Raw genomic sequence first — 22,095 nt, forward strand, 5'->3', positions numbered from 1 at the left:
CCTCCTACACTTCAGCGGCTGCAAGCTGTTTCGCAAATTCGTTTGCTACTTTGGCCGCGGCTGCTGTCATAATATCCAGATTTCCTGAGTAAGGCGGGAAGAAATCGCCTGCCCCTTCCACTTCTAAAAAGACCGATACTTTCCGGCCATCGAATTGCGGAGTTCCGCGCAAGCGGTAGCCCGGCACGTAGCTTTGCACGTCTTTCACCATGTCATGAATCGAAGCGATAATGTCTTCTTCTTTTCCATCTTCAGCAATTAAGGCGTGAACTGTATCCCGCATAATAATCGGCGGTTCAGCTGGATTCAAAATGATGATCGCTTTGCCTTTTTTGGCGCCGCCCACTTGTTCAATTGCTTTAGAAGTGGTGCGCGTGAACTCGTCAATATTGGCGCGGGTGCCCGGTCCAGCACTTTTGCTTGAAACGGTCGCCACAATTTCAGCATATTCCACATCCACTACGCGGTTGATGGCGTTGACGATTGGAATCGTCGCCTGGCCGCCGCAAGTCACCATATTCAAATTGGGCTCAGAAAAATGCTCATTTAAATTCACCGTCGGAACGGTAAACGGCCCGATTGCAGCCGGTGTCAAGTCGATGACTTTTTTGCCTGCCGCCACCAATAGCTCGCTATGGTGCTTATGTGCTTTAGCGGAAGTGGCGTCAAAGACGATATCAACCAAATCCAGGCGTTTCATCAAACCGTCAATGCCGTCTGCAACGACTGTATATCCACGGTCTGCTGCGCGTTTCAGTCCTTCCGATTCAGGGTCGATGCCGACCATAACACTCATTTCAAGCGCATCGCTGCGTTCGATTTTGTACATTAAATCAGTGCCGATATTACCGGAACCGATGATGCCCACCTTTAATTTTCTCACACTTTTTCACCTTCCCTTACAAACGAAATGGCGACTTCACCCAGTTCACTGAAATCGGCTTTAAACACATCATCCGCTTCAAACGGCACAGCTTTGGATAATGCACCGGCTAAGATGAAATAGCCAGCGCGCAGCGTAATGCCGTATTCCGCTACAGCATTGGCAAGCCAAGCCACCGCTTTTGCCGGATGGCCCATGACCGCTTCACCTTTAGCGGAATCAAATACTTCCCCGTTGCGGTAAACCGTCATTTCAACTGTAGCCAAATCCACAGCTGTTGGAGAAGTTCTCTTGCTTCCGAGAATCGCACCCGCTGATGATCCATTATCTGCTACGGTGTCTTCAAATTTGAACTGCCAGTTTTCAATGCGGCTGTCGATGATTTCAATTGCCGGCACGACGTAATCGGTGGCCGCCAAAACATCTTCTACTGTTACGCCAGGACCTTCAAGATCTTCTTTGAGAATAAAAGCGATTTCGAATTCCACTTTCGGCTGGATAAATTGATCCATATTGACGGCTTTTTCTTCACCGTAAACCATCGAATCAAGAACATGGCCATAATCAGGTGTTCTGACATTGAACATGTCCTGCATCACTTTGCTCGTCAAGCCGATTTTCAACCCTTTGATTTCAGCTCCTTGCTGCAGCTTTTCCTGGATCTGCAGCAACTGGATCTGGTAAGCATCCTCAACGGAAATTTCTTCTGCTGAGGATGTAAAAGGAGGAATCGGTGTTTTATCTTTTTCAGCTTGCGCCAAACGATTTGCTGCTTTTTGAATATCCATCCTTTTCCTCCTTTTTACAAAACGGGTGTTTTCTCTGCTAAAGCATGGTATTGGCCGCTGAAGAAAATCAACGGATTGCCTTCTTCCAACCGGATATCCAGCACTTCACCAATCAATAATGTATGGTCTCCTTCGATATGTTCAGCGACCACTTTGCAGCTGACTTGTGCTAAAGCTTTAGGAACGACCGGAAGTCCGGCAAGTTCAGCAAACTCGATTTTACTGTCGTCTTTCATTTGACCGGCAAACATTCTTGAATAATTTTCCTGATCTGCTGCCAGTATATTTACTGCGAACTTTTGCGATACTTTTACTTTTTCCAAAAAGCGCGCTTTGTGTCCAATTGAGACAACTACCAATTTCGGTGTTAATGAAACCGACATAAATGCATTGGCAGTCATTCCTGCTGGCTCGTTTTCAAATTCCGTTGTCAGTACCGTGACTCCTGTTGTGAATTTTCCCATTGCGTCTCTAAATAAACGATCATCCATAAAATTTCCTCCTCTATTTTCGGTTTTATATTTTATGCTTTGATGGTTGGATTATTTTCTGTTTTAGTATCCGTCTGGTCGCCCCAGTAAGTAAAGCCGATGTCCATTTCATCCAATGTCCAGACGATCGGTTCCCAGTCCGGTTCAAAAATTAAGTAACCGTTCGTGAAGATTTCAACTCGGACACCGCTGCCCGGGTCAATGGCATAAATATACATTGCTTGCGAAATTCCATGCTTTCCTGGTCCGACGAAAAAGATGCCGTTCTCTTTCAAAATATCCGCTGCCCGCAGCAGGTCCTGTGCATTGTCCAGCCAATAGGAAATGTGGTGAACTTCATTTGTGGAAGCAGCATTTGGATCATGGCTGACTGCCACATCATGCACCAATGCCGTAACACTCAACCAGGCTGCAACCAAACTTCCGTCCGGTGCTTCTACGCATTCGCGCATCTGGAATCCTAATTTGTCCATCAGGAAATCCGCCAGTTCGTTTGCCGGCAAGGATGACAACAAGTTGACGTGATCGATCCGGCGCGGGGAAACACCGCGTGCCCATGATTTATGTGTCTGATTTTTCAGCACCGAACGGCTCTTCGGATCCGCCAATGTCTTTTCCATTTCATAATAGATTTCCAATGTATGTCCGCTTGGCATTTTGAAACGGAACGCTTTGCCTTGTCCAGCTTCTATACCTTCTTCGTTCCACGTGATTGGTGTGCCCGACTCTTCCAGAATTTTCGCAAAACCTTCTACGTCTTCCGGTTTTTTCGTACGCCATGCAATATGGTCCAGCTTTGCTTCGTCGCCTTGACGAATGGTCAAGGTATGATGCTCAAAATCGCCCCATGCCCGGAGGTAATGCACTCCGTCTTTTTCTTCTGTTTCTTCAAGTCCTAAAACTTCTTTAAAGAACCACAGTGATTTTTCAAGATCTGTAGATACTAAACCAAAATGCCCTAATTTCGCGATTTCTGGAATTGCCATTTGAATTTCCCCCTTATGATTGGTTAATAATTATAGTAGATAAATTTAATTCCGATTCTGTTTCATTAAACGAAATAAGTATTAGGCTCTTGTCCGCACATCACTCGTCCGTAAGTTTCGATCAAGCTGGATGGTGTGATGAAACCGTGCAGGTGCATCGACAGGAAATCGCGGTAGACCAGCTGGAACAAGTTGTTATTGTAAGAGAACACTGATCCAGCGGCTTCTGTCAGTATGTCGACCGCTTCTTTGCAGAGCTGATTAACGTAGCCGAAATCCGCTTTCATGCGAATGCCTTCTTCCATCGTCAGCTCCAGCCCTCTCACTGAGTAATCATCGAGCATATCGACTGCCCGGTATAAGTGAAGTTCAGCAGAGTCGATTTTCAACTGTGCTTGCGCCACTTGCAGGTGGGTGATCGGCGCTTCGCTCATTTTGTTATAGAAGGTATTGCCGATTCCCGCTTTTCCGACGCGTTCCATGTGAAGGTCCAGCGCCGCCTGCGCCAAGCCTAAAGCCGGTGCGACGATTGACAAGGTCAATGATGGAACGAAAGGTGTTTGGTAAAGCGGGATATCTTTTAACGGTTCGATCATGTATTCGCCTTGTCTCGCCAAACGGTCTAGCGATACGCGGTGTTCCGGTAGGAAGACATTTTCCACTCGAACACTATTGCTGCCTGATCCTTTTAATCCCATTACGTTCCAGTCATTGAGAACCGTCACTTCATGTCTTGGAAGCACCATGATCGCCATTTCCATTCCGCCGTTTTCATCAGCTACCGGGAATCCAAAGTAAAACCAGTCTGCATGCGGGCTTCCTGATACGAATGGCCACTGCGCTTCTTTAATGAAGTAGCCGCCATCCGCTTTTTCAATTTCACATTTAATGGGTTTAAAGTTCCCCGCCAAAATGACATCTTCTCCAGGCCCGAAGATTTCATCCAGCGCCTGCTGCCCGAATGCATAAGAGATCATGTAATCGCGGATATTGCTCAATGACACAAACCAGCCGGCCGAACCGTTGCCCCGTGAAATTTCAGTTACCACTTCGGTGAATGTCCGCATATTCGTCTGATGCCCTCCGAAGATTTCCGGACGAAGTACTTTTAATAAGCCATTTTTTTGAAGATCATGTACCAATTCATCCGGTATTGCACTGTTGCGGTCAATGTCAAAACTCAAGTCTCTCAATTTCGGAATCAACGCTGTGCCGTTTTCAACCAGTTGCTTTTTAATATCTGTCGCCATTTGAGTCAATATAGCCACACCCCTTATCATTTTTTATCTATTTCTGTCATTTGACTGGCTGTTCGATAATATTGATTAAATCTTGTTCAGTACTTTATTGCGGTCAAAGAAGTCATGAGTCAATTTAACAAATTGCTCTTTCTGCTCGATTTGTGCCCAGTGCCCGCAGCGTTTGAAAACATGCAGTTCGGCGTTTTCCAGATAATCCATCACATACAGGCTGCTCGCTAATGGAACAAAACGGTCCTGGTGGCCGTGGATCAAAAGGAATTCATGCTTCATGCGTTTCAAGGCAGATGGCGGGACGAGCATATCTGATAATTGCGTGTTCTTGAAGTTTGCTTCATAAGATCTAAGAACTTCCGGACGGTTAAACATTTCCATGCGCTGTTCCACAATGGCATCTAATTTATCTTCCATGCCGGTCGTGTCATAAAGGAACCAGCTCAACAAGTTGCGCAGCGATTTCGCTGTCGGGTCTTTATGGAAATTCGCCAGTTTGCTGAGTTCCGGAGTCGGTTCAGTCAATCCGCCGCCTGCTCCCATCAATACGATGCGGTCAAAGCGGGCTGGCGTATCCATCGCAAGGAATAAGGAAATGACGCCGCCAAGTGAGTTTCCGACCAAATGCGCTGTTCCGACATTTAAGCTGTCCATCAAGTTCAACACTTGTTCGATTCGCAAGTTCATCCATTGAACACCATTCGACGGATATTCTATCGGATGATCCGTCTCGCCAAACCCAACAAGATCCGGTGCCACTACATGATAGTCGTTGGCATAATGCGCCAGCACATCCTGCCAGTTCGAGCTGGCACTTGCACCCGGGCCGCTGCCGTGAAGGAAGAGGATCGTTTCGCTGTTGCCCACTCCACCTTCATGGATCAATGTTTCGTATGTTCCTGTTTTCACTTTGCGTGTCGTAATCGGCATTTATATCTGCTCCTTTTTCACTAAAATTTTAGTTTTAAGAATTTATCCTGGATTAATCACTAAATCAGCTGTTTTTAAATTAAAACGCGTTAACTGAAATTCTAATATTTTAGTATAGCTAAATTTCGTCGCAAATTTATTGTTATCTGCTGCCAAACCATTTTGAACTTCCGAGAAATAAAACGCTTACATTTCAAGTGAAGATGACCTGCTAATTGTTCTGGTCCTCCTTCCTGGTTTTCTCTTTCGGCTTTCTGTGGTTCTTGTTTCTGATTCTATGCTGAATATCATAAACTTTCAATCAATTTTGAAAACTCAATAAATAGTTGCTTAATTCTTTTTCGTTTTCTGTATAAAACTTACTGAAAACTGACCCGTTTTCGGCTTTTAGACATTCACTTGCTTGTATTTTTCGGTAATAAATTGCGCAACTCGCATCAAATGCTTTCTCACTAAAAGTTCCGTCAGCTTTGTATCCCGGTCTTTCAATGCGTAGTAAATCATCCGGTGTTCTGCTTGGGATTGTTCACGGTTGCCGCCTTGGAACAATTCTTCCGAGATATTGACGTAGTTCAAATAATCCCAATTGATTTTATTCGACCGAAAAGCAAAATCGTTGTTTGCCGCTTTGCAGATGACAGTGTGGAATTGCACATTCAAGGCTTCATATTTATCGGCTGCCAAGCTGGGATTTTCCATTCTTTCAAGCACTTCTTTCAGCTCTTCCAGCTGAAATTCACTAACTGAACGAGCTGCCTGCTCGGCAAGAAACACATCAATGGCCAAACATAATTGCAGCCGGTCAAAGATTTCCTTTTGATCAGGCCGCCGGACAAACACACCCACTTGCGGTGTAATCGTGATATACCCTTCCCGTTCCAATTGTGCCAACGCTTTGTGGACCGGAGTCCGGCTCATGTTCATCTGCGCTGCCAGTTCATTAATGCTGATCGATTCCTGCATGGTGAATCTTCCTTGGACAATCATATTCTTGATGTTCTTATAAGCTTGTTCTTCTTTCATAAAAACCCCTCCGCTTTTCCAAGCTAAAATTTTAGTCTGGCTGAATTCCTTAAAAACATAATTTTCAGACATCGTATTCGAACTATAATGGAGAGCTGTTTCTTTTGTCAATATCTCATGTATCCGGACTCTTGCGGCTTCATCAAAAAATTGCAAAATGAAGAACGGTTCCTCTACGTGGCCGTTCTTTAATTTCATTGAGTTTAAATTATCCGTTAGATGATTCTTTCAATAAAACCATTGTCCAGAAGTTTCCTTAAGGTTAGTATGGAACTACTATTTGGAAAAGGAAGTGATGGATTTGCCACTAAGCATGGAATTGGTCCAAGCGATCCGCGTTCGCCAAAACAACGGGTTGCCTGAAGAAATCCTGGAGAAAGCAAGGTTGCATATTAAAGATACTGTCGCGATTTCACTTGCCGCCTATAAAAGAGCGCCCATCGCCAGGCAAGCGATTGCCGCTTTATCCATAGGCACATCAGGCTCCGCCAAAGTGATTGGCAGCTCTCTCCGCCTTCCGCCTGGCCACGCGGCTTTTTCCAATACCGCTTTGGCCCATGCGCTGGATTTTGATGACATCAACGATTTGTCCAGAATCCATCCGACTCCCGTGACGTTGGCTGCGGCAATAGCAGCGGCTGATATTGGAAAATCGCCAGCCGTCGATCTGGTGACAGCTGTGGCCCTTGGAAATGAAATCTTGTGCCGAATGGGCCGCGCGGTTGAACCGAAAGGCATCGGTGCCGATGCAAACTGGTTCTTGAGCCAGCTTTTTGGATATTTTGGTGCAGCCATCACCGCTGGACTCGTTCTCGGATTGAGCGATGAGGAGCTTGTACACGCTATCGGACTTGCTTATATGCAGGCAGCAGGAGGAAAAGAAGCCGGCGTCGGTACTGGTTCCCAGGCCAGGTCGATTTATCCGGCCTTTGCTTCGATGGGAGGCGTTCAAGCCGCCTTATTGGCCAGCCAAGGAGTGACGGCTCCAGCAAGCAGTTTGGACGGGCCGACAGGATTTTTCCCAATTTATTTCGGCCAGAATCTGGACGTCCATCAGCGGGAAATTTTGCTCGATACGGACAGCTGGACTTTTTCCGACACGTCCATCAAGCTTTTCCCCAGCTGCCGCTATTCCCATCCCTTTATCAAATCCGCTTTGATTCTCCGGGACAAAATGGACTTGAGTGAAATTAAAAAGATTGTCATCGGCGTCAATGAAACTGCCGCTATGCTTTGCCGCCCTTTAGCCGATCGCTGCCGCCCACGGACATTGCAGGACGCCAAGTTCAGCATTCCGTTCATGGTGGCTTTCACTTTTGTCCATGGCCGGGTGGATTTAAACAACCTGACTGAAAAAGCCCTGGACGATCCGGAAGTTTTGCAGCTGGCGGCTTTAATCGAAGTGGAACCGACACAACACGATGCCCCGGGTTTGCCGCCAGGCGATATCCGCGTGTTTTCAGAAGCACAAGAGCATCAATACACGCATATCCTTGGCCCTGAAACTGTTGTCGATGAAGTGAAGGATAAATTCATTCAATGCTGCAAGTATGCTGGTATCGCAGCACCGGATATTTTATGGGAGAAACTTTCCCGCCAGATGGATTATGGGTTAGTAAATGCTTGTATTATATAAGTATGGTTGAATAGAGGGAATTTCATCAGCTAATAAATTTAGGGACATAAAAAAGGAGTTGTCCCAAAAGTAATTTGGGACAACTCCTTTGCGACGAAGCTAGCGCAGCGATGCAGGAGCAATAGTATTAACCTACGCTTTATTGGACAGCCCCTTTACTAATTTTCTAACTTAAAATTGCTGTTCAACAAATAGAGGAAGTGTTGTATTGCGTTCAAATAACGATACTTCTTTCTTTACATGCTGAGACTCTGATTTTTTCCTGTTGATGGCATTGAGCAATATGGAGACGGCTTCTTGGCCAAGTTCTTCATTCGTGTCAGTAACTCCAACCGAAGTCAGCCCAATAGCCGGATGGACGCCAAATTCAGAATTGCCAAGTCCGATGATGCTGATATCTTCCGGGACTTTCCGACCGGCAGTCTGATAGAACTCCATCAACTGGATGGCAATTTTATCTGTTGACGCTACAATTGCGGTCGGTTTTTTCTTAAGATTTTGCAGCTTTTCAAAAGCTTCATATAATGATGCTTTGTCAGTATCTGTAATCACCAAGCGCTTTTTCCGGATTTTGTGCTTATTCGCTTGCAAAGCATGGATGGCTCCAAGCAGGCCGTCTTTGTTCGTTTGGCTAGTGAGCGTCCCTCCAATCCAAGCGATTTCCTGATGACCTGTTTCGATTAAATGACTAACAGCTGAATAAGCCGCTTCCGCATTATTCATGCATACCGAATAACTGCTGTTCGGGTGGTCAGCATTCAACAGTACAAAAGGAATGGATGATTGATTCATTTTTTCAACAAGCCGGTCCTCGACCACCAGAGCTGAAATGATTACACCTGCTGTTCCTTCAGAAACCAATTCATCAAATAAAGCTTCCTTACTGACTGGTGCATCCAAATGAATATTCACGAATAGTCCTTGTTTTGCAGCGCCATCCACTATCGAGAGCATTGCTCCGTTGAATAGGACTGAATCATTTGCAGCTGCTAAAACTCTAATCGTGTTAACTGCTTTTGGCTTATTCATTTTTTCTTTCGCTTCTGCTGAATAACCATATTCATCAATGGCTGCCATTACTTTATTGTATGTTTCCTTTTTGACTTGATTAGGTTTATTCAATACTCTTGAAACCGTGGTTTGAGAAACCCCTGCGTATTTTGCGATTGCTATAGTCGATACCATTAGCTCTTCCTTTCTGAATAACATTCCCTCTTTTGATTTACGTATCTCTTTAACCATAACACGAATTAATGAATAATTAACCATTTATTAAATTTTTACATGAATTATTATCCAATGAATATTGAATAACAAGAATCACATGCATTTATACTCTGACAAACTCCGTTGCCAGCATTTTTTTACGAGTGCAGAATTCCACGAGGTCTTTGCCGTTAGCACTTGAATTAGACGCTTTGTCCATTTTTCCTTCAATCTTTTTAAAGGGCCTAATAAAAAGAGTCCGATGCTAGGCAAACTGCCTAGCATCGGACTCTCACTATTTTCTAGATAATAATAAATTCTTCTTTTTTCAGATTATTTTTTATCGCGGCTTGAGCGGCTGCCAGGCGCGCCAACGGAACGCGGTATGGTGAGCAGCTGACATAGTCCAGCCCTTGCAGGCAGCAAAACTCAATTGAACTCGTTTCTCCGCCATGTTCTCCGCAAATCCCTGTTTTCAAGGCCGGCTTGGTTTGTTTGCCAAGTTTAATGCCGGTTTTGATCAGTTCTCCCACACCGGCTTGGTCGAGTACGGCAAATGGATTGTCCGTCAAAATCTTGTTTTCCACGTAATCTTTCAAAAACTTGCCTTCTGCATCATCCCGGCTGTAACCGAATGTGGTTTGCGTTAAATCGTTGGTGCCGAAAGAGAAAAAGTCGGCTTCCGTCGCGATTTCATCCGCGGTAAGCGCCGCACGCGGCACTTCGATCATGGTCCCGACGGTATAATCGATTTGTACGCCTGTCTTCGCTTGGACGGCAGCTGCCGTGTCAATGACCAGCTGGCGCATAATTTTCAATTCGTTCACATGGCCCACCAGCGGAATCATGATTTCCGGTATGACGGTGATGCCTTTGCTTTCCAATAATGCGGCAGTATTGAAGATGGCTTCTGCCTGCATCTGATAAATCTCAGGGAAACTAATGCCCAAGCGGACTCCCCGGTGGCCGAGCATCGGATTGGATTCATCCAATTGGCGGACGCGTTTTAGCAGTTTTTCTTTTTCAGCGAGTTCTTTGGAACCCGGTTTGGTTATTTGCAATTTGGCCACTTCCACAGCCAAATGTTCTTTGTCCGGCAAGAATTCATGAAGCGGAGGGTCCAGAAGGCGAATCGTTACCGGAAGTCCTTGCATCGCTTCAAAAATCCCTTCATAATCGCTTTCCTGCATCGGCAATAATTTAGCTAAAGCCAGTTTTCGCTGCTCTTCCGTTTCCGCTAAAATCATTTGCTGAACAATGGGAACTCGGTCAGCTTCCATGAACATATGTTCAGTCCGGCATAAACCGATGCCTTCTGCTCCAAATTCCAATGCTTTTTTTGCATCTTTCGGATTGTCTGCATTAGCCCGCACATCCAGTGTCCGTTCTTCGTCTGCCCATGACAGCAACAGCTCAAATTCTTTTGAAAGTTCAGGGTCGATCATCGGGATTTCCCCTATGATAATTTCTCCTGTTCCGCCGTCAATTGTAATCGTATCCAATCGTTTTACGACGGTTTCCCCCACTTGGAACTGCTGCAGCTGCATATCGATTTTCAGCGCTTCACAGCCGCAAATGCAGGATTTCCCCATGCCTCTCGCGACAACCGCGGCATGGCTTGTCATGCCGCCCCGGCTGGTGACGACGCCTTGTGCCGCATGAATGCCATGGATGTCATCAGGTGTGGTTTCGGTGCGGACTAAAATCACTTTTTCGCCTTCATTGTTCAATTGTTCGGCTTCATCCGGGTCAAAAACGACGCGTCCTGTCGCTGCTCCCGGAGATGCCGGCAAGCCTTTTGCCAAGATGATTTTCTCAAATTTATCGTCAATGCGGCGGTGAAGCAGCTGGTTCAGCTGTTCCGGTTCTACGCGAAGGATCGCTTCTTTTTTGGAAATCACGCCTTCTTCCACCATTTCGACTGCAATTCGAAGTGCTGCCTGGGCGGTCCGTTTGCCATTCCGGGTTTGAAGGATAAACAGTTCTCCATGCTCCACTGTAAATTCAATATCCTGCATATCCTGGTAATGCTCTTCTAGGCGGCGGCACACTTCGATGAACTGTTCGAATACTTGTGGCATATCCTGCTGCAGCGTCTGGATTGGATTCGGCGTGCGAATGCCCGCCACCACGTCCTCGCCTTGTGCATTGATTAGGTACTCCCCGTACAGCAACGATTCGCCTGTTGATGGATTTCGCGTAAATGCCACTCCTGTCCCGGAGTCTTCTCCCATATTGCCAAACACCATGCTCTGGATATTGACAGCCGTCCCGTAATGGCTCGGAATCTTATTCAACTGGCGGTATACAATCGCCCGCTGGTTATTCCAGGAATCAAATACAGCGTTGATCGATAGGAACAGCTGCTGCATCGGATCTTGCGGAAAATCTTCTTTCGTATGTTTTTTTACGATCTGTTTATAGGTGGAAATGACTTCTTTCCAATCTTCAGCAGATAGTTCGGGATCGCTGTGGTACCCTTTTGCTTCCCTAATTTTTTCCAGCTGCTGTTCAAAGTAAAAGACATCAATTTCCAGTACCACGTTCGAGAACATTTGAATGAACCGGCGGTAGGAATCATAAGCAAAACGCGGATTGCTGGTTAAGCGGGCTACCGCTTCTACGGTTTGATCATTCATTCCGAGATTCAAGACGGTGTCCATCATGCCCGGCATTGAAAATACAGATCCGGAACGGACCGACACAAGCAACGGGTTGACGGTGCTGCCCAATTTCTTGCCGGTCTGCGCTTCCAAACGAGCCAGCGATGCCAGAATTTCCGCTTTCACTTCTTCTTGGATGCGCTTTCCCGAATCGTAATAATCGTTGCAGGCTTTGGAGGAAATCGTGAAGCCATAAGGAACCGGCAAGCCGATATTTGTCATTTCCGCTAAGTTAGCCCCTTTTCCTCCCAGAATTTCCTTCATGCCGCTATTTCCTTCGTCAAACATATACACTTTTTTATCCATTCTCACTGCCTCCTATAAATTGATTACGCTAATAGATTGATGAATTTTACGGTTTCATATTTTCTTATTTATTAAAAAAACATGTTTTATAATGAATAAACGTTTTTTTGCATATTAAGAATATCCATTACGTCATTGGCTGTTTCTTCAATGGCTTTATTCGATACATTAATGATCGGACAGCCGACCCGTTTCATAATTTTCTCTGCGTAATCCAATTCTTCTAAAATGCGGTCTAATTTGGCATAGGCAGCGTGCGGCTGCAGCCCCAGCTTTTTCAGCCTTTCCTTGCGGATGGCATTTAAACTATCTGGCTTGATGATTAAGCCGATGCATTTGCCTTTTGGAAGTTCAAAAAGCTCAGCAGGGGCAGGCACTTCCGGAACTAAAGGGATATTGGCTACTTTATAGCCTTTATAAGCCAAATACATCGATAAAGGCGTTTTCGATGTCCGGGACACGCCGATCAGCACAATATCCGCTTTGGCGATCCCTTCAGTATCCCGGGCATCATCGTATTTTACGGCGAATTCAATCGCTTCGACTTTTTGGAAATACTTCTCATCCAGTTTCCGCGTAAGCCCCGGTTTATGTGCCGGTTCCCGCTTATATTTTTTGATGAAGACGTTCATAAGAGGAGACAGTAAATCAACAGCTTCAATGTTTTCCTCGTGTGCCCGTTTATTCAGATAGTCCTTCAGTGCATCAATCACAAAGGTATAAACAACAATCGAATCGTCTTTTTTTGCTTTTAAAATGATTTGTTCAATATCTGCTTCTGAACTGACATGCGAAGTTTGGCGGATTTCAAAATCTTTTTCAATGAATTGCGCGGCTACTGCTTTGACTACAAATTCAGCTGTTTCGCCAATTGAATCAGATAAGAGATAAACAATTTCTTTCTGGCTCATTCTGCATGCTCCTCCAGTTCATTTAATGGAATAAAAAAAATGCTCCGCTAAAAAGAAGAGCATTTTATTTTTTTAGAAATAAAATTCAACAATCATTCATTTGTATTCAATGCATTTCTGCTGATAGATATTAAACTAAAGAGAACTCTTTCTCAAAAACTTTTTCCGCTGAAACATATTCATACCCAAGATCTTTTGCTACTGCTTCATAAGTGATTTCCTTGTTAGCCACGTTCAAGCCCTGTTTCAACGCATCATTTTCAAGCATTGCTTTGTATAAGCCTTTGTTTGCGATTTGCAGCGCGTAAGGAACCGTAACATTTGTCAAAGCGATAGTAGACGTTCTTGGTACAGCACCAGGCATGTTCGCTACTGCGTAATGAACGACGCCGTGCTTGACATATGTCGGAGCGTCATGCGTTGTAATGTGGTCGACAGTTTCTACGATTCCGCCTTGGTCAACAGCCACATCGACAATGACAGATCCCGGTTTCATCGCTTTGACCATTTCTTCTGTTACAAGCTTCGGCGCTTTGGCACCCGGAATAAGAACTGCTCCGATTAATAGGTCAGCTTCTGCCACGGCTTTAGCAATATTCAACGGATTGGACATCAAAGTTTGGATGTCATTGCCGAAAATGTCTTCCAGCTGGCGCAAGCGATCAGCGCTTAAATCCATGATTGTCACTTTTGCTCCAAGGCCAACTGCGATTTTAGCCGCATTCATCCCAACAATTCCGCCGCCAATGATTGTCACTTTTCCGCGTTCCACTCCAGGAACCCCGCCTAAAAGAATGCCTTCGCCGCCATTTGTCTTCTGCAAGAACTGAGCACCGATTTGTGAAGCCATGCGTCCCGCTACTTCACTCATTGGAGTCAAAAGTGGAAGTGTACGGTTAACTGTAACTGTTTCATAAGCAAGGGCAATCACGCCTTTATCTATTAAGGCTTTTGCCAATTCCGGTTCTGCAGCAAGGTGAAGATATGTAAATAAAATCAAGCCTTCATGGAAATATGGGTACTCCTGTGGAAGCGGTTCCTTTACTTTCATGATCATATTGGACTGAGCCCATACATCTTTCGCGAGTTCAATGATTTGTGCACCTGCAGCCGAATAATCTTCATCCGTGAATCCGCTTCCAATTCCAGCATCTTTTTCGATTAAAACTTGATGGCCAGATTTCAGGAATGAAACCACTCCACTTGGTGTAAGCGCTACACGGTTCTCGTTGTTTTTAATTTCCTTCGGCACTCCAATAATCATTTAAATCTTCCTCCTCAAATTATGTATTCTCAGCAGTATACAATTTGTTGCTTGTTTAGGTCATTTAAGAATGACTGCTAAGATTCTAGTCTAAGTATACGAAGTAAAACCTCGTACTTCATTAGACATAATGTTAAGTGCATACCCCTCTCCACAAGACAAAATGGTAATTTGTTTGAAAGTTTATTCTTTTGAGAGTGTTGAGACTTTGGTACATCATGTTTTAGTTTCTTAAACTTTCGGAGAAGTATTCGTATTTTCCTGTAGTGAAAAACACCTCCTCGGAATTTTTACTCCGTGGAAGTGTTTCTGTTTTTCTATCAATCCAATGCGTCCACCGCGTCAATCAATCCGAATCCGGAGTATTTATCATAGCCAGTCTTGAACACATCTTCTGATGAAGACTGGATAATGTGTTTGACTTGGGCTGGTTTCAATTTGTCTTTGCCATGCTGCGCAATGATGACACCAGCAAGGCCCGCCACTTTTAGAGCAGCCATCGATGTCCCGGCTTTATAGCCGTAATTTGGCCTGCTAAAAAGTTAAACGACGAAGTGCTTGATGGCACATGCGAAAATAGCTTTCCAAAGCATTTCTTTTATTAGCAGCGCAAGCAAACGCCGAAAAGCCATCTTCATGGAATCGATCGATTCCATGAAGATGGCTTTTTCAGTATAGGGTTTTATCAAATGAAGGAAATTGCGTTGCACATTGGGATTCGGTCATAGCGAAAGCCAACACTTTACGAATGCACAACGAAGTTGAAGCATATAGGACAGCAGTACACTCCCTTATTTCCAATAATTATTTGCCGCTGCTACAGTTTGGAAATGCGTGGCAACGACATGGGAAGCCATTGTGAGACTATCGGCATTTTCTGCGTACTCAGGCCGTAATTTTTCGCGGACTTCTGCTGAAGTTTGAGTGTAAGCAACGCCTTTCCTTGCTAATGTAAGAGCAAGTTCAAAACCTTTTTGCGGAGTATCCGTCTGTAAGCTAGTGAGCCAATCTGGCATATACTCATCTCCTTTGATAGGGTAATGCCAATATACCTTTAAATTTCAAAATATTCAAATTAATACTCAAAGTAGATGTTGTATTGCAGATTAACTGCATGAAAAACAGATTCCTGGAAAGGCTAAAAAATCCTTCAGATCAGTTTATTATCCAGAATTTCTTCTATTGCCTGAATTTACTGGCCACATTAAAAAGGAATCATCCTCATAAATATTCCGGTTCCCCTAACTCAACAACGACGGATTTTTCAGCTTTCTCTGTTTCATCCCTGTCGAATAGCAACTCAATCACTCTGCCAGTTAAGTTAGGAACGATTTCATGTGAATAAGTGATTTCAGCTCTTTCCAGTTTTTTATGGGCATCTACGCCATACGGGCCAATATTGATGACAGGTATATTCAATTCCCTGATGTCTTCATAATTCACATAATGCTTTGTTCCCCATGCGGGATTGTTATTGGACAATGCATGGATTCCTTCTTCATCATCACTGACTGCTACAAAACTCATATCGGAAATGTGGGGAAAGAAGTTTCTGATGACAATCGGTTGGGCGTAAAATGGTTGAATTTCTTCAACAGCTTGATTTAAAGCGTTGATTAACGCCTCTTCTTGCGGTGTTTTTCCGGTTATTTCAATTCTTGGCGAGTACAGAGAAGAATAAAATAAAATGATGGCAGGAGATTTATCTTTCATCCATTTCCATGCTTCTTCCACCACTTTAACGGAAAACATTCTGGTGTCCAATTCATTGTTTTCTAGAAGAGTCTCTTTGAATTCGGTCATATGGGAAATAAAACTTGATCCGTTTTCCCGGATCAACCCTTTTTCCATTTCTTCATAGCTCATTACTTTCGGTTTCCACGGGATACCTGGATACGGATCCCCGCTCATTTCACAAAATTGCTTGTATCTTTTTTCATAAGAAGCCAGTGCATTTTCAAAAGCTATCAGAGCCTGTTCTTTTAATTTGTCCAATACATCCTTTGGAGTCCAAGAATGAACAAAGAAGTTAAAGTATACATAGGCGGATAAAGCAGTCTGGACGGTATAGCTTGGTTTCATATCGGTCTGCTTCAATGTAACCGGTGGCACAGTGATTTCTCCAAAAGCTTCATCGCAAAGCTCCGGATTATAATTGATCTGCCTGGTTAATTCAGCAGCGATAAAGTTGGGATCCAGCCCTTCAAAACAAGAGCCCACATGCGTTTCCGCTCCTGTGATAAAGAAGGAAGGAAGTAATTTCCCTACCGTTCCCCGGTAGATATAGCGATTTGGATCATTTTCATGCCGGGGTGAAACAAAGTCCGCATTAATCGCTGCAATATAGTCAAATCCATATTCCTTTTTCCATTGCCTGAAAGCGGGCAATGCGGAAAGGATCCCATGTGAACCGTCTTCCTCATCGCATTCGGCCAGAAACACAATATTGCCTTCCAATTCATCGGTATGCTCAGAATAATACTTCAGAAGATATAAATTGCTGGCAACACCGCTCTTCATATCAAGGACACCCCGCCCAAAAAGCCAGTTCTCCGACTCTAAATGTTCTTTTGCGAAAGTGGGAAGCTGCTCGTCTTTAAGGCTCTTCTTCAACTTTACGGAATCAAAGGCATCCTCTTTCAACTGATTAAAATCCTCTACTCCGACTGTATCGAGGTGGCCCATCAATATGACTGTTCGGCGGCTCTCACCTTTTGTCCCTTTCACGAAAGCCAGTACATTGTATCTCTCCCGCTCATCTCCATGCGTTTGAGATAACTGCACATGGTCCGGATTCGTTTTAAAGTAAGGAAAAGATGAAATCAAGGCATGCATTGATTTTGCAAGTTCCTTTTCCCCCTCAGTGTTCACGATGCTTTCTATTTCAACCAATTGTTTCGTAATAGCCAACACTTCATCGCGACATGGTTTCATTGATGACGACTCCTTCAGTTAGGTATTCAAAATTGCCCGTTAACAAAAGAATAACATAAACGGCCATTTCCTCTGCCAAGCTTTTCTATCATTATTCAGCAAAAAACGATCACTGTGCTTTCCAGGCGCGTTCATGATCTGCTGCATACTCAAAGAACACAGCGCCTCTGGCTGACGTTCATGTTATATTGGAAAAAAATAAAAAAGGAGATGCGCCATGATAAAAATGAAGTGGGCCATCAGGAATGCATTGATTGCCTTATCAGCCGTCTTTCTGAGCGCCTGTGCACAGGAAGGCGCCAATCAAGCGACACTTGTGGCTTTAGGTGATTCCATTACTTACGGCGCCAACCTTGAAGACAGCGGCCGGTCGGCTTATCCGTATTTAATCGGGAATGATGCCGGATTCGAAGTGCATAACCTGGCTGTATCAGGCTGGCAAACCGCACAGGTCAAGGAAGCCCTTCGCGAAGACGAAGAATATCGGCAAAAGGTCAAAGACGCGGATGTGATCGCCATGACAATCGGCGCAAACGATTTACTGGAAATTCTCCGTCTTGCAGAATCTGCAAGTGCCGGTGACCCGGAACGGATGGAAGAAATCATGCGCCAAGAGCTCAGCAACGGCATTGTTTTCAGTGAAATCGGTAAACTTATTGAAGAAATCCAGTCACTGACAGACGCTCAAATCCTTCTTTATAATATTTACAACCCTTTTCCGCCTCACAGCAACATGCACCAAATCGGCGAGGCCCTTCTGCCCGATGTGAACACCGCTTTCCAGGAAGTTGCTGAAAGCTATGAGAACGTCTATCTGGCTGATGCCTATTCAGCTTTCCGCGACAAACAGGAAGACTATATTATTGCCGGCGATATTCACCCAACAGAAGAAGGACAGGCTGTACTTGCTGAAATTGGGCTGGAGGTTATAGAAACCGAGTAAAAAAGCATTGCGCAATCGGCAATGCTTTTTTACCTTTCTGGGTTTTATTTTGTCATTTTCATAAAAAACCTTTTGGCTAAGTCAATTTATTTAAACATGAATTTTATTTCACTTGTAAAGTCTATCACTGACTGCGTTGAATCTCTCCCGTATTACTATCGTATAGCTTGGATTGTGTTCATCAAAGAAAGTCGGTTTCTAAATAAACAGGTCAATAGAAGATAAAAACTTGTCAATCCATCGTGATGACCACTTTTCCTTTAGCTTGCCCTTCTCCAAAATACTGGAGAGCATCGGCAGCCTTGAACAATGGATAGCTTTTATCGATAACAGGCACGATTTTGCCCCTTTCGAAAAGCTCTTTTATCACGTTTAAATCCTGTTGGTTTGGAAGATGGATGAGGATTCCCATCTTCTTTTTAGTCATTCGTGAAACCAATGGACCCAAAGATGCAAACTGAATAATTCGGGCCGTTGTGCCTCCAATTACTACATAGCGGCCTTTCGGTTTTAAAGAGCGTTTACAGTCGAAAATCGAGCGATTCGCGACAACGTCCAAGATCAAGTCATACTGCTCTCCATTTTCAGTGAAGTTTTCTTTTGTATAATCAATGACATGGTCTGCACCAATCGAACGCAGCATATCCAATTTCCCTGAATTGTCCACAGCGGTCACTTCCGCACCAAACAATTTTGCGATTTGCAGCGCAAACGTACCGACTCCCCCGCCAGCGCCATTTAACAAAACTTTTTGGCCTTTGCTTATCCTTCCTTTATAGCGGAGCCCTTGCAAAGCGAGGACTGCTGCTTGGGGAATAGCAGCTGCCTGTTCGTTTGTCATGTGTGCTGACTTCATCGCTAAGACATCTTCTCGGACACATACATACTCGGCAAAACCGCCCCATCCGGCTCCTGAGATATCGCCAAATACCTCATCACCCGGCGAAAATTGCTTTACATTTCTGCCCGCCGCTGCGACCTGTCCTGCAATATCAGCACCAAGTATTTGGTATTTCGGTGTAAAAAGCCCTCCTATCCGGTTCACTAAAGGTTTCCCTCTTAAAAGATCCCAGTCCCATGAGTTCACGGATGCCGCGCAGACTTTTATCAGAACTTCATTGTCCTTAGGCAAAGGTTTTTCGACCTCTTTGAATCGAAGAACTTCAGGCAACCCATATTTCGTTGCTACAAGTGCTTTCATTTTGCAACTCTCCTTTTTTAGGCAGGCGCTTCAGTTTCTGCGTTCACGAGAACAACTTCAGATATTTCTTTGGAATCAATCACATGGAAATCGTCAAAAACAAGGATGAATTTGGATGGAATGGCCGAGATGTCATTGATCAGAACCGTTAGAATCGGTTCGATTGGCGGTGGCTGTTGAGATTTAAACAGATCCACTACGCCGGTTCCAACGTCTTCCTTAATCGTCTGCAATGCCGCAATAAAATAATCCAAGAAGCGTATAGGATCACTATCCCTTTTGTCCAACGACAGCCATGCGACCTTTTGGCAGCAACCGGCTGCCCATTTGCTAATCAACGCCTTCTTGCCAAATCCAGCGAAGACGGCGATATGCGTCAGCTTACGATTCACTCCAGCATTAAGCAGTTCAAACAGGCCTGGACGCTAGAGACTATTTAGCCATGGCTGAGGAATATAAAGTTCGGTATATAAAATCTGAATATTCATAATTATATATTACCATGAAATCATTTTTCGTCCCATTAAGGTTTTTCCTTTAAACGAATACACCGATTACTATGGAAATTTCTTGGGCAAAAATACAGCCCCAAAAATAAAAAAGGATTGACCAAGCGGGTGCTGCCTAAAATTGATGCCATGCTGAAAGGCTCTTGTCAATATCGGAGACACGATCAGGTCAAAAGACCGCACGGAAAAAGCCATTCTTTTAGAGAACGGCCTCGTCGACTCCAATGAAAACATTTTGTCGATGCAGAAATTGCTAAAGGGCTGTATGGCTGGTCTAGTATTCATTGTGGTTTATGAAAAATCGAAAAAAACTCTGGTGGAAATATGCAGTTAGTATACGTAGGAGCAAAGCCAGGAAGAGATTTAGGTTTAGGTAGAGGAATGTCTGTGGTAAAATATCACACACATTTTTACTGTTTTCACATTATACCAGAGGTACACAAATGTTCCCTGTGACCACCTCAATTATGAAAACTTTCCATTCACCTTAAAATTGCATGAGGAAATCGCTCTATTATTTGCTTCGTTGGATTCCTCTTGCAGTATTATTGCATATCTTGAATTGTGTCCAACATAGGGAGTAAATTAATCAGTGAGTAGATTTCAATTAACTCATTAAGTGAATGATGTAGATATCATGTAGTCCTGCTTATAAAACGAATGAAGAAGTTCGTCCCTAAGGGTGAACTTCTCCATTTTCTTATCTTTTTAACTTAATTTCTATTGGACTTTATATCTGACAGTTCTGACACAAGCAAAACTGTAAGAATTTATTCACTAAGCTCTTTTGCCAGCATTTTAACACTGTTATTTATTCTTTTAATATTACTTTCAAATTGATCACTGTTCGTTAATTGCTCAATGGCTGTATGTACTTGATCAACACTGGTCCAGTCTTTCACTTCAACTTGATCAGAGAAAATACGGGTATACATCGAATTCGAAGATTTTGAAGATGGTTTAATAGAATAGCCATTTTGTTCTAGATAATGTAGCAACTTGAGTCGGATATCATATTCTAAGTTTCCAACTTCGATGATGATATTTAACCTGTTATTCGCTGCACGTTTCAAAAATATGATTAACCCCAACTTCAACCAATAAGGAGCTTTATCAGTTAACCGTTCTAATATTTCAGAATGATATTCCCACTCAGGATGGGTAAAGCTCGGACTAGATTTTGAAGCATCAAACCGAAGCACCTTTTTTTGATTATCTTCTACTATAAATCTCTCAAAAGCTTTCTTAAGAGTTAAAGAGCCTTCTGTATAAATAAAATCAATTGCTTCTTTTGAAGCTTGGTAAGCTTTTCTCATCCATTCTTCTTCAGCACCACTTATATTCTTAAGCTGAAGTTTGTAAGGCTGGTGATGATTTAAGAATTTTATGCCCGGGTTATTCAACAAATAGAGATATGTGATTGCTTCTCCATAAGATTCAAAAATCTCTTCAGCAAGAAGCAACCGCTCCGGGTCAGGAGCAAAACGTTCATGCAAAACCGCCAAATAATTTTTCAGGAACACAAATACTTCTTCACTGATGGATTCCTTATAAAACTGGAGAATAAACTCAAGAACGTTAGCTACGTCCGCGTAATTTAGAGTCCAATAAAGTTCGTTTGCCGGTTCTTCATCCAGCAATGTAAGAAATACAGGGATGATGGTATATCCAGGATATTCAGTTTCCACATAATTCAAGTAATCATTCAACTGATTGGCGGACTGAGAAGAATAGAATTTGTTTTCAATAATGATGACAGTTTTGTTATCTTCTGAACTCAGTAATAAATCGATATATCTTTTTTTGCTTGTCTGCTTTTCCCGTTCAACTTTCCAATCTGCAAATTTCAAACCAAGGATTTGCAGAAAAAACTCTGAATCAGTGATCAATGAATTGTTCTGAGGCTTCATCAGCATTTTGCTGATTATTTTTTCAACAAAGACGGAATTTAGTCCGTGGTTTTCTTCGTGGTCCAGTAACCAGGCCAAAATATTGGAATGTCTGATTTCATGACTGTCCATTCGCAGCACCTTTAGTGGATTAAACTTTTTAAACATCCGGTTCAGCTCTTCGAATTCTCTACTATGTATCAGGTTTGCGATGTTTTTTACTTCGATAGTCATCTCATAATAACCCACTTTCCATAAGTTAAGATTCTAAAATTTTAC

General features: G+C 43.6%; 18 protein-coding genes and 1 pseudogene. 2 read left to right on the plus strand and 17 right to left on the minus strand.

The window, feature by feature from the left end; translation table 11 throughout:
- Positions 1 to 4: 4 nt before the first annotated feature.
- The 7 genes from QWY16_RS10570 to QWY16_RS10600 all read right to left on the minus strand — a co-directional run bounded on the left by QWY16_RS10570 (position 5) and on the right by QWY16_RS10600 (position 6,354).
- Positions 5 to 883, minus strand: a complete 879-nt coding sequence (locus tag QWY16_RS10570) for an acetaldehyde dehydrogenase (acetylating) (protein WP_300989196.1) — start codon at positions 881 to 883, stop codon at positions 5 to 7.
- Positions 880 to 1,671, minus strand: coding sequence for a 2-keto-4-pentenoate hydratase (locus QWY16_RS10575; protein ID WP_300989197.1), 792 nt, complete (start codon positions 1,669 to 1,671; stop codon positions 880 to 882). Before QWY16_RS10575 ends, QWY16_RS10570 begins: the two co-directional genes overlap by 4 nt.
- Before the next feature lie 14 nt (positions 1,672 to 1,685).
- Positions 1,686 to 2,162 (minus strand): flavin reductase family protein, encoded by a 477-nt coding sequence (locus tag QWY16_RS10580; RefSeq protein WP_300989198.1) that lies wholly within the window; start codon positions 2,160 to 2,162, stop codon positions 1,686 to 1,688.
- Between the two features lie 32 nt (positions 2,163 to 2,194).
- Positions 2,195 to 3,148 (minus strand): VOC family protein, encoded by a 954-nt coding sequence (locus QWY16_RS10585; protein WP_300989199.1) that lies wholly within the window; start codon positions 3,146 to 3,148, stop codon positions 2,195 to 2,197.
- A 65-nt stretch (positions 3,149 to 3,213) separates the two neighbouring features.
- Positions 3,214 to 4,398: an acyl-CoA dehydrogenase family protein gene (locus tag QWY16_RS10590; protein ID WP_300993399.1), complete on the minus strand. Its 1,185-nt coding sequence runs from the start codon at positions 4,396 to 4,398 to the stop codon at positions 3,214 to 3,216.
- 75 nt (positions 4,399 to 4,473) lie between these two features.
- Positions 4,474 to 5,331 carry an alpha/beta fold hydrolase gene (locus QWY16_RS10595; protein WP_300989200.1) on the minus strand — a complete coding sequence of 286 codons (858 nt, stop codon included), beginning with the start codon at positions 5,329 to 5,331 and terminating at the stop codon, positions 4,474 to 4,476.
- A gap of 387 nt (positions 5,332 to 5,718) precedes the next feature.
- A complete protein-coding gene (locus QWY16_RS10600) occupies positions 5,719 to 6,354 on the minus strand; it encodes a GntR family transcriptional regulator (RefSeq protein ID WP_300989201.1) in 636 nt (211 codons plus the stop codon).
- Positions 6,355 to 6,655: 301 nt separating this feature from the next.
- Between QWY16_RS10600 and QWY16_RS10605 the strand changes: the two genes are divergently transcribed.
- On the plus strand, positions 6,656 to 7,990 hold the full coding sequence (locus QWY16_RS10605) for an MmgE/PrpD family protein (RefSeq protein WP_300989202.1): 1,335 nt from the start codon (positions 6,656 to 6,658) through the stop codon (positions 7,988 to 7,990).
- A gap of 171 nt (positions 7,991 to 8,161) precedes the next feature.
- Here the strand turns inward: QWY16_RS10605 and QWY16_RS10610 are convergent, their stop codons facing one another.
- The 7 genes and pseudogenes from QWY16_RS10610 to QWY16_RS10640 all read right to left on the minus strand — a co-directional run bounded on the left by QWY16_RS10610 (position 8,162) and on the right by QWY16_RS10640 (position 17,274).
- Positions 8,162 to 9,199, minus strand: a complete 1,038-nt coding sequence (locus tag QWY16_RS10610; protein ID WP_300989203.1) for a LacI family DNA-binding transcriptional regulator — start codon at positions 9,197 to 9,199, stop codon at positions 8,162 to 8,164.
- 299 nt (positions 9,200 to 9,498) lie between these two features.
- Complete coding sequence (gene ppdK / locus QWY16_RS10615; protein WP_300989204.1) at positions 9,499 to 12,165, minus strand: pyruvate, phosphate dikinase; 2,667 nt, start codon at positions 12,163 to 12,165, stop codon at positions 9,499 to 9,501.
- Between the two features lie 86 nt (positions 12,166 to 12,251).
- Positions 12,252 to 13,076: a pyruvate, water dikinase regulatory protein gene (locus QWY16_RS10620; RefSeq protein ID WP_300989205.1), complete on the minus strand. Its 825-nt coding sequence runs from the start codon at positions 13,074 to 13,076 to the stop codon at positions 12,252 to 12,254.
- A 130-nt stretch (positions 13,077 to 13,206) separates the two neighbouring features.
- Positions 13,207 to 14,340 carry an alanine dehydrogenase gene (ald, locus tag QWY16_RS10625; RefSeq protein ID WP_300989206.1) on the minus strand — a complete coding sequence of 378 codons (1,134 nt, stop codon included), beginning with the start codon at positions 14,338 to 14,340 and terminating at the stop codon, positions 13,207 to 13,209.
- 320 nt (positions 14,341 to 14,660) lie between these two features.
- Positions 14,661 to 14,861 (minus strand): annotated as a pseudogene (locus tag QWY16_RS10630) (S8 family serine peptidase); the annotation flags it as partial.
- Between the two features lie 270 nt (positions 14,862 to 15,131).
- Positions 15,132 to 15,356, minus strand: coding sequence for a hexameric tyrosine-coordinated heme protein (locus tag QWY16_RS10635; protein WP_300989207.1), 225 nt, complete (start codon positions 15,354 to 15,356; stop codon positions 15,132 to 15,134).
- Positions 15,357 to 15,561: 205 nt separating this feature from the next.
- Complete coding sequence (locus tag QWY16_RS10640) at positions 15,562 to 17,274, minus strand: M20/M25/M40 family metallo-hydrolase (protein WP_300989208.1); 1,713 nt, start codon at positions 17,272 to 17,274, stop codon at positions 15,562 to 15,564.
- A 217-nt stretch (positions 17,275 to 17,491) separates the two neighbouring features.
- On the opposite strand from QWY16_RS10640, the gene QWY16_RS10645 reads away from it, so the two are divergent.
- On the plus strand, positions 17,492 to 18,217 hold the full coding sequence (locus tag QWY16_RS10645) for a GDSL-type esterase/lipase family protein (protein ID WP_300989209.1): 726 nt from the start codon (positions 17,492 to 17,494) through the stop codon (positions 18,215 to 18,217).
- A gap of 232 nt (positions 18,218 to 18,449) precedes the next feature.
- Here QWY16_RS10645 and QWY16_RS10650 read toward each other — a convergent pair whose 3' ends face one another.
- The 3 genes from QWY16_RS10650 to QWY16_RS10660 form a co-directional block, all read right to left on the minus strand.
- The gene (locus QWY16_RS10650) at positions 18,450 to 19,418 is read right to left on the minus strand and encodes an NAD(P)-dependent alcohol dehydrogenase (protein WP_300989210.1); all 969 of its coding nucleotides are present in this window, start codon (positions 19,416 to 19,418) and stop codon (positions 18,450 to 18,452) included.
- A 17-nt stretch (positions 19,419 to 19,435) separates the two neighbouring features.
- Entirely contained in the window at positions 19,436 to 19,810 is a 375-nt protein-coding gene (locus tag QWY16_RS10655) for a hypothetical protein (protein WP_300989211.1), read from the minus strand.
- An 887-nt stretch (positions 19,811 to 20,697) separates the two neighbouring features.
- The gene (locus QWY16_RS10660; protein ID WP_300989212.1) at positions 20,698 to 21,984 is read right to left on the minus strand and encodes a PDDEXK-like family protein; all 1,287 of its coding nucleotides are present in this window, start codon (positions 21,982 to 21,984) and stop codon (positions 20,698 to 20,700) included.
- Positions 21,985 to 22,095 lie beyond the last annotated feature (111 nt).

It is taken from the genome of Planococcus shenhongbingii (assembly GCF_030413635.1).
In the GTDB taxonomy this organism is placed as follows: Bacteria; Bacillota; Bacilli; order Bacillales_A; family Planococcaceae; genus Planococcus; species Planococcus shenhongbingii.

What these genes read in the sequence shown, in the direction of transcription:
- QWY16_RS10580 (WP_300989198.1), bottom strand. Translation starts at nt 2,162, where the DNA reads ATGGATGATCGTTTATTTAGAGACGCAATGGGAAAATTCACAACAGGA.
- QWY16_RS10650 (WP_300989210.1), bottom strand. Translation starts at nt 19,418, where the DNA reads ATGAAAGCACTTGTAGCAACGAAATATGGGTTGCCTGAAGTTCTTCGA.
- QWY16_RS10635 (WP_300989207.1), bottom strand. Translation starts at nt 15,356, where the DNA reads ATGCCAGATTGGCTCACTAGCTTACAGACGGATACTCCGCAAAAAGGT.
- QWY16_RS10585 (WP_300989199.1), bottom strand. Translation starts at nt 3,148, where the DNA reads ATGGCAATTCCAGAAATCGCGAAATTAGGGCATTTTGGTTTAGTATCT.
- QWY16_RS10595 (WP_300989200.1), bottom strand. Translation starts at nt 5,331, where the DNA reads ATGCCGATTACGACACGCAAAGTGAAAACAGGAACATACGAAACATTG.
- QWY16_RS10575 (WP_300989197.1), bottom strand. Translation starts at nt 1,671, where the DNA reads ATGGATATTCAAAAAGCAGCAAATCGTTTGGCGCAAGCTGAAAAAGAT.
- QWY16_RS10660 (WP_300989212.1), bottom strand. Translation starts at nt 21,984, where the DNA reads ATGTTTAAAAAGTTTAATCCACTAAAGGTGCTGCGAATGGACAGTCAT.
- QWY16_RS10645 (WP_300989209.1), top strand. Translation starts at nt 17,492, where the DNA reads ATGATAAAAATGAAGTGGGCCATCAGGAATGCATTGATTGCCTTATCA.
- QWY16_RS10590 (WP_300993399.1), bottom strand. Translation starts at nt 4,398, where the DNA reads ATGGCGACAGATATTAAAAAGCAACTGGTTGAAAACGGCACAGCGTTG.
- QWY16_RS10620 (WP_300989205.1), bottom strand. Translation starts at nt 13,076, where the DNA reads ATGAGCCAGAAAGAAATTGTTTATCTCTTATCTGATTCAATTGGCGAA.
- ppdK (WP_300989204.1), bottom strand. Translation starts at nt 12,165, where the DNA reads ATGGATAAAAAAGTGTATATGTTTGACGAAGGAAATAGCGGCATGAAG.
- QWY16_RS10610 (WP_300989203.1), bottom strand. Translation starts at nt 9,199, where the DNA reads ATGTTATTCAGAAAGGAAGAGCTAATGGTATCGACTATAGCAATCGCA.
- ald (WP_300989206.1), bottom strand. Translation starts at nt 14,340, where the DNA reads ATGATTATTGGAGTGCCGAAGGAAATTAAAAACAACGAGAACCGTGTA.
- QWY16_RS10640 (WP_300989208.1), bottom strand. Translation starts at nt 17,274, where the DNA reads ATGAAACCATGTCGCGATGAAGTGTTGGCTATTACGAAACAATTGGTT.
- QWY16_RS10600 (WP_300989201.1), bottom strand. Translation starts at nt 6,354, where the DNA reads ATGAAAGAAGAACAAGCTTATAAGAACATCAAGAATATGATTGTCCAA.